The sequence below is a fragment of the Bartonella callosciuri genome, from assembly GCF_014203215.1.
Classification (GTDB): Bacteria; Pseudomonadota; Alphaproteobacteria; order Rhizobiales; family Rhizobiaceae; genus Bartonella; species Bartonella callosciuri.
The window spans coordinates 28,082-42,645 of sequence record NZ_JACHIM010000003.1; the positions used below are offsets into that span (position 1 = coordinate 28,082).

8 protein-coding genes and 2 pseudogenes are annotated in these 14,564 nt (G+C 39.7%); 2 read left to right on the plus strand and 8 right to left on the minus strand.

Features of this window, described 5'->3' with window-relative positions; all coding sequences use genetic code 11:
- Positions 1-131: 131 nt before the first annotated feature.
- The 4 genes from rpsP to HNQ69_RS03625 all read right to left on the minus strand — a co-directional run bounded on the left by rpsP (position 132) and on the right by HNQ69_RS03625 (position 3,284).
- Positions 132-473, minus strand: a complete 342-nt coding sequence (rpsP, locus tag HNQ69_RS03610; protein WP_183228727.1) for a 30S ribosomal protein S16 — start codon at positions 471-473, stop codon at positions 132-134.
- Between the two features lie 33 nt (positions 474-506).
- Positions 507-818, minus strand: a complete 312-nt coding sequence (locus HNQ69_RS03615; protein WP_183228728.1) for a chorismate mutase — start codon at positions 816-818, stop codon at positions 507-509.
- A gap of 24 nt (positions 819-842) precedes the next feature.
- Positions 843-2,411: a signal recognition particle protein gene (gene ffh, locus HNQ69_RS03620; protein ID WP_183228729.1), complete on the minus strand. Its 1,569-nt coding sequence runs from the start codon at positions 2,409-2,411 to the stop codon at positions 843-845.
- Between the two features lie 222 nt (positions 2,412-2,633).
- A complete protein-coding gene (locus HNQ69_RS03625) occupies positions 2,634-3,284 on the minus strand; it encodes a carbonic anhydrase (protein ID WP_183228730.1) in 651 nt (216 codons plus the stop codon).
- A 264-nt stretch (positions 3,285-3,548) separates the two neighbouring features.
- On the opposite strand from HNQ69_RS03625, the gene HNQ69_RS03630 reads away from it, so the two are divergent.
- Positions 3,549-8,237: an NAD-glutamate dehydrogenase domain-containing protein gene (locus tag HNQ69_RS03630; RefSeq protein WP_183228731.1), complete on the plus strand. Its 4,689-nt coding sequence runs from the start codon at positions 3,549-3,551 to the stop codon at positions 8,235-8,237.
- Positions 8,238-8,253: 16 nt separating this feature from the next.
- Here HNQ69_RS03630 and HNQ69_RS03635 read toward each other — a convergent pair.
- From HNQ69_RS03635 to HNQ69_RS03650, 4 genes and pseudogenes are all read right to left on the minus strand, one after another.
- Positions 8,254-9,240 (minus strand): annotated as a pseudogene (locus tag HNQ69_RS03635) (DUF2125 domain-containing protein).
- Positions 9,241-9,453: 213 nt separating this feature from the next.
- On the minus strand, positions 9,454-10,200 hold the full coding sequence (locus HNQ69_RS03640) for a glutamine amidotransferase (RefSeq protein ID WP_183228732.1): 747 nt from the start codon (positions 10,198-10,200) through the stop codon (positions 9,454-9,456).
- A gap of 96 nt (positions 10,201-10,296) precedes the next feature.
- Positions 10,297-11,859 carry a heme biosynthesis protein HemY gene (locus tag HNQ69_RS03645; RefSeq protein ID WP_183228733.1) on the minus strand — a complete coding sequence of 521 codons (1,563 nt, stop codon included), beginning with the start codon at positions 11,857-11,859 and terminating at the stop codon, positions 10,297-10,299.
- Positions 11,860-11,874: 15 nt separating this feature from the next.
- Positions 11,875-13,063, minus strand: a pseudogene (locus HNQ69_RS03650) (COG4223 family protein).
- Positions 13,064-13,447: 384 nt separating this feature from the next.
- Between HNQ69_RS03650 and tsaD the strand changes: the two are divergent.
- Positions 13,448-14,542, plus strand: coding sequence for a tRNA (adenosine(37)-N6)-threonylcarbamoyltransferase complex transferase subunit TsaD (gene tsaD / locus HNQ69_RS03655; protein WP_183228735.1), 1,095 nt, complete (start codon positions 13,448-13,450; stop codon positions 14,540-14,542).
- Positions 14,543-14,564: the final 22 nt, after the last annotated feature.

Sequence of the window (14,564 nt, forward strand, 5' to 3'; positions counted from 1 at the left end):
TTTAAAAGATTTATACTGACTTAAAAAATCAAACACCTTTTAAAGAAGATCCGTTTTTAACAAAAAACGGAGAATAATCACTCTTCTCTCTAAAAGTTTTTAAAAGCATAGGTGACTAAGTTTTAAAATAATCATGCTTCCTCAGCAGCTTGCTTTGCAGCAGCTATGCGTTCTTGTGCCTTTTTGCCAGGTTCACCTTTATGTGGATTATTGCGAGCTGGACGTTTTTTTAAGCCAGCTGCATCCAAAAACCGTAAAACGCGATCTGTTGGCTGAGCCCCTTGACCAAGCCAATATTGGATACGTTCTTCATCAAGTTTTACACGTGGTGCATCTTTAGGCAACATTGGGTCCCATGCACCAACACGTTCAAGAAACCGTCCATCACGGGGGCTACGAGCATCCGCAACAACAATATGATAGTAAGGACGCTTTTTTGACCCTCCACGGGACAAACGAATTTTCAATGCCATATTTTATCTCCTATTATTAGTCCTGGCTTTCGTTTAAATTGATTTACTTTGTTTTTGCTCTTGAACAATCACCTCATGGTGATGCACAACTTCTTTAATGACAAACCTTAAAAATCTTTCAGCAAAATCGGGATCGAGATGACTATCTATAGCCAATTGCCGCAACCGCGCAACTTGACGCTGCTCACGCAAAGGATCGACTATAGGCAAATCATAACGGGCTTTTAAATGCCCAACAGCCTTTGTACAACGAAAACGCTCTGCCAAAATATGAATCAACGTTGCATCAAAATTATCAATGGACGCTCGTAAATGCTCCAATTCATCCAATATTTTTTCTCGCATCACATTTCTTTCCCTCTTTGCATCTTATTTTTTCTTGGAATGCTGAGGAAATTTTCCCCTATCGGCAATGCTTTTAGAAAGACCAGGAAATGTAAGCCCACGCCCTGGAAGGCCAGGCAAAACTTTCCCTCCATGGTCACTTTCAATCTGCTTTTGAAATGTTGAGAGTTGCTTTGAATCAAACCCCGATAAATCAGGCAATGTTCCAGAATCTCCACCAACAGATCCCACACCACCAAGCCCCATTTTAGAGCCAAGTCCTCCCAACATTTTTCCCATCAAACCACCTTTGCCTTTACCTCCCATAGCTTTTATCATCTCAGCCATTTGGCGATGCATTTTCAAAAGCTTATTAATATCAGCAGCACTTGTACCAGAACCTTTAGCAATTCGTTGTTTACGACTATGTTTCAAAACTTCAGGATTAGCGCGCTCTAAGGGTGTCATTGAAGAAATAATAGCCAACTGACGATTAAACAAACGATCATCAAGTCCCGCAGCGGCAATCTGATCTTTTACCTTACCCAAACCGGGCAACATTCCCATAATGCCACCCATTCCTCCAAGTTTTTTCATTTTTTGTAATTGGTCTGCAAGATCATTGAGATCGAATTTTCCAGCCTGCATCTTTTTTGCAAAAGCCGCTGCTTTTTCATGATCCATTGTTTCAGCAGCTTTTTCAACCAAAGAAACAATATCGCCCATTCCGAGAATACGATCGGCAATGCGACTGGGATGAAACTCTTCCAGAGCATCTATTTTTTCACCGGTTCCAATTGCTTTAATTGGTTTTCCCGTAACAGCACGCATTGAAAGAGCGGCACCACCACGGCCATCACTATCCATACGTGTTAAGATAATCCCTGTAATTCCCACACGTTCATCAAAAGAACGGGCAAGATGAACAGCATCTTGACCAGTAAGACTATCGGCAACCAGCATAATTTCATGAGGAAGGGAACAGGCTTTAATTTCAGCCAACTCACACATCAAAGCTTCATCAATATGGTTACGCCCTGCCGTATCAAGAAGCAGCACATCATAACCACCTATTTTAGCTGCTTGCACCGCCCGTTTTGCAATATCAACAGGGAACTGCCCAGCAATAATGGGCAAACTTGCAAGTTTTGCCTGTTCTCCTAATTGACGCAATTGTTCCTGTGCAGCAGGACGGCGCGTATCTAATGACGCCATGAGAACTTTTTTATTATTTTTATCAGTTAAACGTTTTGCAAGTTTTGCAGTTGTCGTTGTTTTTCCGGATCCTTGCAACCCGACCATCATAATAACAACAGGTGCCGGTGCATTTAAGTCACTCAGAACGCTTTCATTTCCAAGAACACGAACCAATTCATCATGAACAATTTTAACAACCATCTGGCCAGGTTTAATTGATTTAACAATTTCAGCACCAACGGCTTTTTCACGAACCCTATCAGTAAAAGAACGGGCGACATCAAGTGCAACATCGGCTTCCAATAAGGCGCGACGAATTTCGCGCAATGCCGCTGCGACATCCTGATCTGACAAAGCTCCACGCCCTGTCAAATGAGACAGTATGGAGCCAATCCGCTCTTGTAAGGATTCAAACATTCTCTACCTCATTGCTGCATAACAAACAAACCAAAATGGCATCCGAGAACGCATCGCGCCGTCGGATGTTGACCTCTGAGATCTCTTTATACCCTTAACCGGGGTCTCAGTCGGTGGCTCCAAGTTAATTTGGTCACTGAAAGCTCGCTCTTTCAAACAATAAAACCCCACCTTTGTCAAGATTTATCATAACAATAGCCCAAAAGACAGCAAACATGACATTCATCTCCCTCTAACCTCAACACGCACAAAACAATCTGTTTCCTGTTTCATACTCCATAATTCACCACTTGAGATATCAAACCAGACCCCGTGCAAAGTCAAAATACCCTGATCTTTGCGTACTTTTATCCATGGAAATGTCTCTAAATTCTTCAACGAGCGATGTATAGAAAGCTGTTCTAATGCAATCTGCTGTTCTTGGGCAGTCAGCGATTTATTGCCAATAACTGTTTGCGCTGCTGGTGCCAAAAGACTTATCCATTGACCAACAAAATCATTTGACGATAAAGACTTGCATGTCTCCTTAAGGGCAGTGCTCACCCCTCCACAATGCGCATGGCCAAAAACAACAATATGCTTAACCTCAAGCAATTCCACAGCATATTCAATCGCTGCTGATGTTGCATGATATTGGTCATCAGGAGAAAAAGGGGGAACCAAATTTGCCACGTTGCGCAGGGTAAAAATTTCACCTGGCTTAGCATCAAAAATCGTTTCCGGTACTGCCCGAGAATCACAACAAGCAATGACCAAAACTTCAGGTTTCTGCCCTTCAATTGCCAATTGCTGATAACGAGCTGTTTTATATAAAAAATGATTTTTTACAAAGGATTGGTAACCATTTAAAAGTCTTGCAGGCAAATGCGTCATTCTCTCTTTACTTTCATTTTTTATATTTCTAAGAATAAACCATTAACATAAAAAATATTAAAAATGTTTTTTACCTATTATCGACGCGAACTTTTTCCTCAAGGTAACAGATTATTACTATAAAACTATTAAGAAACAAGTTTATCCTTTGCAAATAAATAACTATTCCCTGCAAGAAGAAGGTGCTAAACTGGAGGACATAGTATAAAGCCTAATTATTATGATGATGAAAAAAACACCAAGAACAAAAAAGGGAAAATCACTGTGTTAAAACAACAAACATCAGAGACAAAAAGTAATCAAAATAAAATAGAACAAATTCTCTTTGCTCATACCGATAAAGAAGATATCAACTGTTACAAAAACAAAGAACTCCAAAAAGCCACAACCATTGCCATTGAAGCTTTTAATCTCCATAAGGCAGGAAAAAGTATTATCTGTTTTGAACAAAATTTGACCCGCAACAACAAACCTATAACTGTTATCACACTCGTCAACGACAACAAACCCTTTCTCCTTGATTCTATTTTAAATATCTTTAATCAGCACAAAAACCACATTTATTTGATTGCACACCCCGTTCTTGATTGTGCCTCCGGACAACGCATCAGCCTTATGCAAATCCACATCGATTTCTTAAACGAACAACAGATAAAAAAGCTCAAAGATGAACTTACCTTGGTCCTTGAGCAAGTTAAGTCCGCTGTGCAAGACTGGCAACCTATGCTGGAAGAAATTAGAAAGCATATCCATGCCTATCAAACAAGCCTCCCACCACACTACAAACAAGAAGGTGAAAAAGCCGTTGAACTTCTCAACTGGTTGATGGATGATAATTTCATCTTTCTTGGCATGCGCACTTATGACTTTATCAAAGATCAGGAACCTACAAAAGCCTTTAAAGCTAGCAATATTGAACTTGGTATTCTCACCGATGCTTCTATTCGTATTATTGGCGATGCACGTGTGGAAGAACCTCCCCAAGAGATTCTCTCCTTTATGGAAAGTGATGACCTGTTTATTGTAACGAAAGCCAATAGCCGCTCAAAAATTCACCGTTCTGTTTGGCTGGATTATATTGGTCTTAAAATCTTTGATAAAGAAGGCAAACTGTGTGGAGAATTACGCATTGTAGGATTGTTTACCTCTTCAGCTTATACCCGCTCTATTTTGCAAATTCCTTTCTTAAAAGAAAAAGCGCAAATCATCATTAAACGCCTTGGATACAACCGGACTGACTATTCTGGAAAAGCACTGATAAGTGTTTTAGAAACCTATCCAAGAGATGAAATGTTTCGCTCCAACATTGACACATTGACAGAAAATGCCAAACTTATCCTGCAATTAGATGAACGTCCACGTTTGCGGGTGCTCGCCCATACGGATTCTTTTGGGCGCTTTGTTTCTATACTTTTCTACGTACCCCGTGACCAATACAGCAGCAATATTCGCGAAAAAGTTGGCGAATATTTTGTTGAACTTTACAAAGGTGATTTTTTTGAATCTTATCCGCTGTTTTTGGAAAGCAGCCTCATCCGTGTCCACTATATTATCCATCGCAAAGGGAGCGAAAGTGCTCCTTTTATCGAGCGTACCACACTTGAACAACATGTGCATTCTATCACACGAAGTTGGGAAGAATGTGTTCAAACTATAGCTCTTAGTCGTAAAACAACCGAGCAACAAACGCATTTGGCTAGCCAATTTCCCAACAGCTATCGTGACTTATTTTCAGCAGAAGACGCCATTGAAGATGCCGGCCATATTTTAAGTCTTCATGATAAAAAAACGCTTTTCGTTACTTTTTATCATACACACAACAAAGACAAACAAAGCATTTCTCTCAGGCTCTTTCACCGCCACGAAGCACTCGCCCTTTCCAGACGTGTCCCACTCCTTGAAAATATGGGATTTCGGGTTATTGCTGAACAAACCCTTGAATTACCAGATGGCAAAGGACACTCTGTGTATCTTCATGATACGCAACTAGAAAGCGCTTTCCAACTGTATATTGATTTCAACAAAAGCGGTAAAAAGCTCGCCGAAACATTCGAAGCCATTTGGGCCCAAGATGCTGATAATGATGCCTTTAATGCTTTAACCCAAACAGCCGGACTTAATTGGCGCGAAATTGTCATTTTGCGCCATTATGGACGCTATCTTCAACAAGCTGGAATTCCTTATTCACAAGACCGCGTTGCTCAAACTTTAAACACCTATCCTGACATTACTCAAGATCTTTATGCTTTGTTTCATTTGAAGTTTCATCAAAGCCATACAGAAGAAGAGCGAAAAAAAAACCAACCGGTTATTCAACAACGCATTGAAGAAAAATTACAGAAAGTCTCAGGTTTAGATGATGATCTCATCTTACGCCGTTATCGTAATCTTATCGATGCGAGTTTACGAACTAATGCCTTTACCCCTCTTGCAAATGGTCATCCTCGGCGTATTTTAGCAACCAAATTGGATCCGCGCCAAATTGAAGGCTTACCTGAACCACGCCCTTATCGAGAAATTTTTGTTTATGGACCAGAAGTTGAAGGCGTTCATTTACGCTTTGGTCCTATCGCTCGCGGTGGAATCCGTTGGTCTGATCGTGCACTCGATTATCGCACTGAAGTGCTCAGCTTAGTCAAAGCTCAACAAGTCAAAAATGCGGTTATTGTTCCTGTTGGCGCAAAAGGTGGATTTTATCCTCATCGCCTTCCCCAAACCAGTGATCGTGCCGTAATCATAGAAGCTGCACGACAAGCTTATATTGACTTTATCACAGCTCTACTTTCCATCACCGACAATCTTGTTAACGGCAAAATAAACGCTCCTCACGACATCATCTGCCATGATGAGCATGATCCTTATTTCGTTGTCGCTGCAGACAAAGGTACAGCAACCTTCTCTGATACAGCCAATGCACTCAGCCAAGCGAACCACTTTTGGCTCGATGATGCTTTTGCCTCTGGAGGATCAGCAGGCTATGACCACAAAGCCATTGGGATTACCGCGAAAGGTGCATGGGAAGCAGTTAAAAGACATTTTCGAGAATCTTTTAATCACGATATTCAAACAACCCCCTTCACCTGTGTCGGCGTTGGTGATATGTCCGGTGACGTTTTTGGTAATGGAATGCTTCTTTCCAAACAAACAAAGCTCATCGCCGCCTTTGATCACCGCGATATTTTTATTGATCCAGATCCAGACATAGCCGAAAGCTATACAGAACGTATGCGCCTCTTTAAACTTCCTCGTTCAAGTTGGCAAGATTACGATCAAAAAAAATTATCAAAGGGCGGTGGCATTTTCTCACGCACAATGAAAACAATTAAGCTTTCACCCGAGGCAGCACAAGCTATTGGTTTTGAGAAACAAATAGGAACACCCCTTGAAATTATCTCTGCACTTCTCAAAGCACCTGTTGATCTTTTATGGTTTGGTGGCATTGGTACATATATCCGTGCAACAACAGAAACTGATGCACAAGTAGGGGATCGTGCAAATGATACAATACGCATTACGGGTGAACAAGTTCGTGCAAAAGTCATCGGTGAAGGGGCTAATCTTGGCGTTACACAACGTGGTCGAATTGAATATGTCTTAAATGGTGGGCGATGCAATACGGACGCCATTGACAATTCCGCAGGTGTTAATTGTTCAGATATTGAAGTTAATATCAAAATTGTTCTGGCATCAGCACTTCGTGCAAAAAAGCTTACCCACGAAGCACGCAATGAACTCTTGAAAAAAATGACTCCACAAGTTGAGCAATTGGTCTTGCGCAACAATTATCTGCAACCTCTTGCTCTTTCTTTAGCTGAAAGCCAAAGCGTTGTTGATTTACCGTATCAAATACGCTTTATACATGATTTAGAACAGAAAAATCTTCTAGATCGTAGAATTGAAATTCTCCCTGATGAACAAATTTTGCGGCAAAGAATAGCACAAGGTCAAGGGCTTATACGTCCAGAGCTTGCCGTCATTTTGGCATATGCTAAATTAACTCTAAAAGAAGAAATTGCCCACAGTCCCATTGTTGATGATGATTATTTTGACACAATTTTGTTGAATTATTTTCCAACTCAAATTCAGACAAACTTTACGAAAGAAATCATTCATCATCAGTTGCGTCGCAATATTATTGCAACCATTATTGCCAACGATATTGTAAACCGTGGAGGGCCTACTTTTGTTAGTCGGTTACAAGATGCAACAGAACAAAAGATTGAAAATGTTATTCGCGTTTTCATCGCACTTCGCGATGGCTTTGAAATATTCCAATTGTCTGATCAGATTGATAAGCTTGATAATAAAATACCCGGTCTTGTCCAAAACAAATTCTACGCAGCCATTACGTCGATGCTCTTTGAAACAACAAATTGGGGGTTGCGTAATATGGATCCTTCTGTTCCATTAGAAGAACTTGTGAAAACAATAAAGCAATCTCGTACTGTTATTGAAAAATTGCTTACACATTCCAATGATAAAGATATCAATAAAAAAATTAAAGAAAAAGCGATGCATTATAGCGAAGAAGGCGCGCCAAAAGCTTTAGCAAAACAATTGGCTCTTTTGGAAGCTGCTCTAATAATTTGTGATATTTCTTTAATTGCTAAACAAAGCAATAGTGACCTTGTTAAAACCGCAGAAATCTATTTTTCACTTGCTCAAACCATGCGTATAAACCGCATTAATGAAGCAAGTCGGACAATTCCTGTACTTGATTATTATGATAGTATGGCTTTAAGCCAAGCTAAAGAAAATATTGCAGAAAGTTTACGGAAAATTGTTATGAAAATCCTGAAAAATTATGGAGCAAAAGAGGATTCATTCGCAATCTGGAGTAAAACAAAAGAAGATCAAATTCATAATGTAACAAACCGCATTGGTGCCCTCATTGAAAGCGATCTCAATATTTCTCGCTTTACTTTTGCAGCAAGCATGATTGCGCAACTTTAAAACACACCTTTCCAACTCAAAGCGGTGCAAAACGACCAAGTTTAAAGAATTTTGTTTTGCCCGCCCATGGGTAATCAGCAAGGAAAGAACGGGAAAGCCATCTGCATTTTTAGGCATAGCGCTCAAAACAAAAAATAAAGCTTGCAGATTGTTAGCTTGCTCAGGAAACAAGCGCTGTAGAGTCTTAAGAAGCTCCATATGTTGAACAAAGACAAGTTCAAATTTTGCTGTCAAATATCCCTCATCATCAAAAGAAAAAGGCCCATTGACACGCAAATACCACCTGTATGAAAAATTAATTCACCGCGCTTTAAAAGTCTACTTTTCCCATATAAATGCTGTTTCCAATTGCCTTCTCTATTTTCAAACAGATGAGGTAAATCATTGAAAATCCATTTTAAGTTGCCATCAATTTTTGGAACATCAACAAAATAAGGTGTAAAAAACATCGAATAGTCAAAATCATAGAAAGTTATATATCCCAATAAACTATTCTTCTTCTGTTTAAGATCAAAGTCGCAAAAATTCTGCCGTTATTTTTTTGGGCGCATAGTCTAACGGAGGCATAACCACATTCGAAGCATCTTTTAAAGGTGCTTGATTTCCAACATTTTCTTGTGTCGCCTTCTTGTTTTTCGTCTGTGATCCAAATTTTTCTTGAAGTTTCTAATCTTCAAGAGATGAGAAAATAGTGGAAATTTCAAGCCCTTCAGCCATCAATTTAAATGTTTTACCCGTTCTCCAATAAGGTTCTGTTTCAATCACCAGATTGCGCCAGTGCTACACAATAGAAGTTTTTCCAGCAAAAACAATTGATGCAGGAGAATGAACATTAAATTCTACCCAATGAGATGCATAAATTGGTGCACCAACCGTCAACCCCCCCAGTTGATAAGGAAAGCACATGCAAAGGCCAAGCAAACTGAAATTGATCACAAGCAATACCGATACGTAACGGATAACTATTCTTACGTAGATGCTCGCAACCAACGACCATATTCATGGACAGATGTCCTTGCGAATAAATCAGAAATATGGTCTTCTATTTTACGTGAAAAAAAACCAGAGCGAACTATAAATGAGTATCAGAATAAAACACAATAGCCCACAAAACAAATAACGCAAAGAAAAGTTTTTCCGTATTAATGTTAATTGAGAGAAGATAAACAAAATTAAAACTTTCCTTATCTCATGATATGATTAAAACTCTCAACTCTCACGTCTGTATGACAGAAACACAAAAGATCTGTTGCAATGCATTTTCAAACCATTGGCTCAAAGCCTGATCATAGATTAAACGACCTTTCAAATGTGCCGAAGCAGGTTGTGCACCTTTTTCAGTCAATTTATGTGCCGAACGAACCACTAAACGCCGCATCATAGCACGCGTAAACTCAGCATGAAATTGCCATCCCCATGCATTTTTTCCATAACGGAAAGCTTGTGTAGGATATGTGTGTCCTGTTGCCAAAAGCACTGCTTCTTTAGGTAAATCATAAATGCCTTCATCATGAAAATGATAAACCATTTCTGGCCAATTCATCAATGCCTTTCCTTGTGAGGTTGCTTCCAGTGGATACCAGCCAACTTCAACAATTCCATCACTTCTTGTATTAACACGCCCCCCCAGATTTCGCGCTAACATTTGTGCTCCAAGACAAATACCCAAAAAAGGCTTATCCTCTTTCAGTGACAAAGAAATCCAATCAATTTCCTCAGCAATATAAGCTTCTTTGTCATTCACACTCATCGGTCCCCCTAAAATAACGACACCGGCATAATGCTCCAATGTATCGGGGAGCTTTTGTCCCAAAATAGGGCGATAAATATCAAGAACAAAACCACTTTTTTGCAAAAATTTTTCCAAACGGCCAGTATATGTAGATCGACGATGAATAACCACCGCAATTCTTGGTTTGCTATTTCTTTGCTTTTTACCAAGACACCTTTGATTTAAAAACATCTTTTAACCAATCACTTTTGCAACCAAGTAGAGTTTTATTTTTTAAACACAAAATAATAATTCTAGCGAATAATATTCCAACTATAACCTTCTTTTTTAAAATAAACGAAATCTCTTTCTTGACAAAGATTCTCTCAGTTCTTCTGTTTTAATCCCTGGATCATCAACATTTAAGCGTGTTTGGCTGAATGTATTGACATCTTGTTTTTTTGTATCTTGTTTCTTTGTATGCGCATTCTGCAAAAGAGCATCCTCTATAGGAGGTAATTCTTTAAGCATCTTACCTTCAGCGCCAGTAGATTTTCCCGCAATATTGTCTTTATCTTGTTTTTTCGGCACAATATTAGCAGCTTCTAATGTCAAGGGAGGCATGCGGGGAGGTGCTTTCCATTCAAAGCAGCCCAAACGTCCACTTATTGGAGAAACTGCTGACCAACAAGGAAAAATAACACCATCACACATCCATACCGGATCACGTTCGGCACGAAGTGCCAAGGAAAGCCATTGTCGCACAGCTGCCTGATTATTCCCTTGTACTTCTTCAATATCTGCTAACAATAAATAAACACTTTCCCGTTGATGATACTGAAGTGCTTTTCGTGCCTGTTCCCTTGCAAGCCCTATCTCACCAGCATCCAAAGCAGCTTTGGCAATAAGGAAAACCGATTCAAATGTGTCTTTATTATAAGAAGAAAGTGTTTTAGCTTTTTTTAATCGCCCAACGGCTCCTTCTTCTCTTCCAAGATAGAGCGCACTCAAATCAGGATGAGGTTCTTTCTGCCAAGCCGTAATAATCATTTTATCAGCTTTACGTGATTCATTGAGTTTATAAAGAATATCGGCAGCAATAACCGTTATCGGCATAAAATCAGGCACCAATTTATGTGCTTTCAAAATGGCTGCACGCGCTTGTGCTGGATGTGTCTCAAACAGATGAAGAGCCTGCCCACTTAACAGCAAAGCCTGAGTATGTTGACGCTCTACAGTTGAACGGGTTGAGCGCGGTAAAGCTTTTTGCGCACGTTCAAAAACAGCAAGTGCTTTGTCCCATCGCCCGCTCGAGCTCAGCTGATCAAGCACAGCTTGATACGCCCACAAAAGTGCTGGTGATAAAGCCAGTGCTTCTTCTGCATATTGTTGTGCTGCTTCATAAGCCTTGCTCTTTATAGCTTCGCGAAATAAACCGTAAAGTCCAGCTAATTTTGTCGATGTTTCTTTTCTCATTTCTTCATAAAGACGGATGGCAGAAGCAGAATTATTTTGCAAAGACAAAGTTTGTGCTTGTAAGAGTTTTACCAACGACTCATCTCTACCTGCAAGATATTTGTCAACACGTACTTTCATTTGTTGCGCCAAAACACCATCGCCCGCAAAAGCTGCAAGAATCCCTTGTGAAAGGGCTTCATAACCGCGTTTTTTATGGCGTTTATAAAAATAATTGGAGAGGACACTCGGGATAGAAAAAAATACAGATAAAAGCCACCCTAAAAGCGCCAAAATTCCGAAAAATAAAATAACAACACTTAAAACTGTGAGCAGCGAAGCAGAAAAACGAAAATGCAAAAATGTTAGGATAAAAATACCATTGTGATTAGCAACCCACCCGAATGCGAGACCGAGCACACATACAACAAAACTATAAATAAAAACACGTATCATCTATCTGGAGCCTATTTACATCTTTGTTGCCTTAAAAAGACCCTTGTTGCGCAGACACCAACAACTTCTGAAGAAACTGATGAACAGCAATGTGTGTTTCAAGCTGATGAACAAAATCCACCGAAACATTTTTTGCATTTTGAGGCAATGTTTGCCATTCGCTCAAAGCCTTTTCATAATCACCTGCTTGGATAGCAACTTCCATCCGCGCCGCAATTGCCCCTAGGGTCATACCTTCAACATTTCCAATCGGCCTTGAAACAATGAGACCCTTTATCCATGCTAAAATCCGTTCAAAAAAACCAACATCTGAAGCAACGCTATTTTGCGTACCAACGATTGCATCTGCAACACGAGCAAAATGACTTGAAAGTTGCGCTGAACTTGGAAGACCTACAGTCGCTGTCTTTTGCAACAAATCAAGTCCATCAATCGAAGGTGATAGTTGCTGTAATAGTTTTAATTCATCGCTATAAGATCCACCACGCTCTACGGCATTTTTTAGAGAACTAATTGCAATAAACAAGGCAGTGTTCATTTCTTTTTTTGAATGTGTTTTAACAGCAACTTTTTCCTGCAGTGTTTCTAACCGTTGTTTTAATACAGCAAGAGCATTTGCATTGCTTTGTCCAATGGACAAAGCCGTTGCTGCCTCTTTTGAGACTTCAACGAAAGTTTGCACAGTCTTTTCAAGATCTTTTATTTTTTCCTCTAAGACAGTAAAAGCTTTTCTGCTTTCCTCTTGCGAGGTTTCATCACTTTGAATTGTTTCAACCTGTTGTGATGAAAAAGAAGAAAACTTTGTTTTCAAAGAATCAATTTCTTGAAGCACACGCCCCAATTGCTCTCTTGTTTCTTCACTTTGACTTTTGGCTATTTCAGCAATTTGTAAAGCTTTTTCCCCTCCAACACGATTTTCCACAAAAAAAGAAGGAAGAATACTCGCCCATTGAAGCCCCACCAAAAGCCCCAAAGCGATAAGACCACCCAAAATTCCTGAAATAAGCAAGTAAAGCCAAGCCATATGAGACATGCACTGCTTCTTCGTGCTTTTTCCCTTCTGTTTTTCTATTGCACTCAATTCTGCTGAAGTTTGCATTATTTGTTCTGAATCGTGGTTCACAGCTTCATGTTCAATCACCGGCTTTTTACGGTGCGTACCAGCGTAATGTGGTTTAACTTTTGGTTTTGAAGAATCCACCATATTAGTCACTTTTTGTGCACAATTTTTTTAACGATAAAATAATAAAATAAAAAAAGCTTTAAAAAATTAAGAATTTCTCAAATAAAATCACTCGTTTTAAACAATTTTTACAAATAATCTCCCTTCACAGAAATTTTCAACTCTGCATCTTCATGGAGAACATTTAAAATTATATAATTTAATGGACAAGACTTTAGAAGCATATCTGCATTTTACCCTGAAAAACACAGTTTTATTTTTAATCAACAGAGCAATTATATTAAAATAGCGCGTTAAAACGCATTTTTGTATAGAAAAAACAATTTCAAGAGAAGTTCTTTGCATCTTTGTCTGTCCATGATACCCACTCAAGGAAAGAAACTTTAACATAAGGTTTTGTCTGAAATGCGCCTATTAGGAATAGAAACAAGTTGCGATGAAACTGCTGCTGCTGTTGTTGAATACAATAATGAAGGAAACAGCCGAATTCTTTCCAATATTGTTTGGAGCCAAATTGATCATCATGCACCTTACGGCGGTGTTGTTCCTGAAATTGCTGCCCGTGCCCATGTTGAAATTCTTGATAGTTTAATTCTAAAAGCACTAACAGAAGCAAACACAAAATTAAAAGATATTGATGCCATTGCAGCCACAAGTGGCCCCGGTTTGATAGGAGGACTTTTGGTAGGCGTTATGAGTGCAAAAGCACTCTCTCTTGCCACGAAGAAACCTTTTATTGCCGTAAATCATCTTGAAGGCCATGCATTAACAGCCGTGCTAACGCATAATGTCCATTTTCCTTATTTACTGCTGTTGGTCTCAGGTGGCCATACACAAACAATCCTTGTTCACGAGGTAGGCAACTACCAGCGTTTAGGAACCACCATTGACGATGCCTTGGGAGAAGCTTTTGATAAAACAGCAAAACTCTTAGGTCTTCCTTATCCTGGTGGTCCAGCACTTGAAAAAGCTGCTTTATTGGGTGATAAAAATCGTATCCCTCTTCCACGACCTTTAAAAGGTGAAAAACGATTAGATTTTTCTTTTTCAGGTTTGAAAACCGCTGTTCGGAAAGCGGCAACAGCCATGGCTCCTCTTACAGAAAACGATGTTGCTGACATTGCAGCAAGCTTTCAAGCAGCAGTTACTGATACAGTGCATGATCGCGTTCATTTGGCTTTGCAACACTTTACCCACCAGTATCCCCTCTCGCATTATCAAGGGCGTCGACCTTATGCTCTCGTTGTTGCTGGCGGAGTAGCTGCTAACCAAGCCATTCGATTGACATTGCAAGAACTTGCGCATCAACATGGTTTTGAATTTATAGCTCCCCCTCTTTCCTTATGTACCGACAATGCTGCAATGATTGCTTTTGCTGGTGCACAAAAGCTTGCACGAGGAGAAACAAGCCCCCTCGATATTGTCCCTCGCTCACGCTGGCCATTGGATGAAAAATCCGTTCCCATCATTGGAACGGGACGTCGTGGAACAAAAGCATAACAAAAACAGATTGGTGTTTATA

Excerpts from the sequence above, each read along its gene's own strand:
- rpsP (WP_183228727.1), bottom strand. The coding sequence starts at position 473 with ATGGCATTGAAAATTCGTTTGTCCCGTGGAGGGTCAAAAAAGCGTCCT.
- HNQ69_RS03615 (WP_183228728.1), bottom strand. The coding sequence starts at position 818 with ATGCGAGAAAAAATATTGGATGAATTGGAGCATTTACGAGCGTCCATT.
- ffh (WP_183228729.1), bottom strand. The coding sequence starts at position 2,411 with ATGTTTGAATCCTTACAAGAGCGGATTGGCTCCATACTGTCTCATTTG.
- HNQ69_RS03625 (WP_183228730.1), bottom strand. The coding sequence starts at position 3,284 with ATGACGCATTTGCCTGCAAGACTTTTAAATGGTTACCAATCCTTTGTA.
- HNQ69_RS03640 (WP_183228732.1), bottom strand. The coding sequence starts at position 10,200 with ATGTTTTTAAATCAAAGGTGTCTTGGTAAAAAGCAAAGAAATAGCAAA.
- HNQ69_RS03645 (WP_183228733.1), bottom strand. The coding sequence starts at position 11,859 with ATGATACGTGTTTTTATTTATAGTTTTGTTGTATGTGTGCTCGGTCTC.
- tsaD (WP_183228735.1), top strand. The coding sequence starts at position 13,448 with ATGCGCCTATTAGGAATAGAAACAAGTTGCGATGAAACTGCTGCTGCT.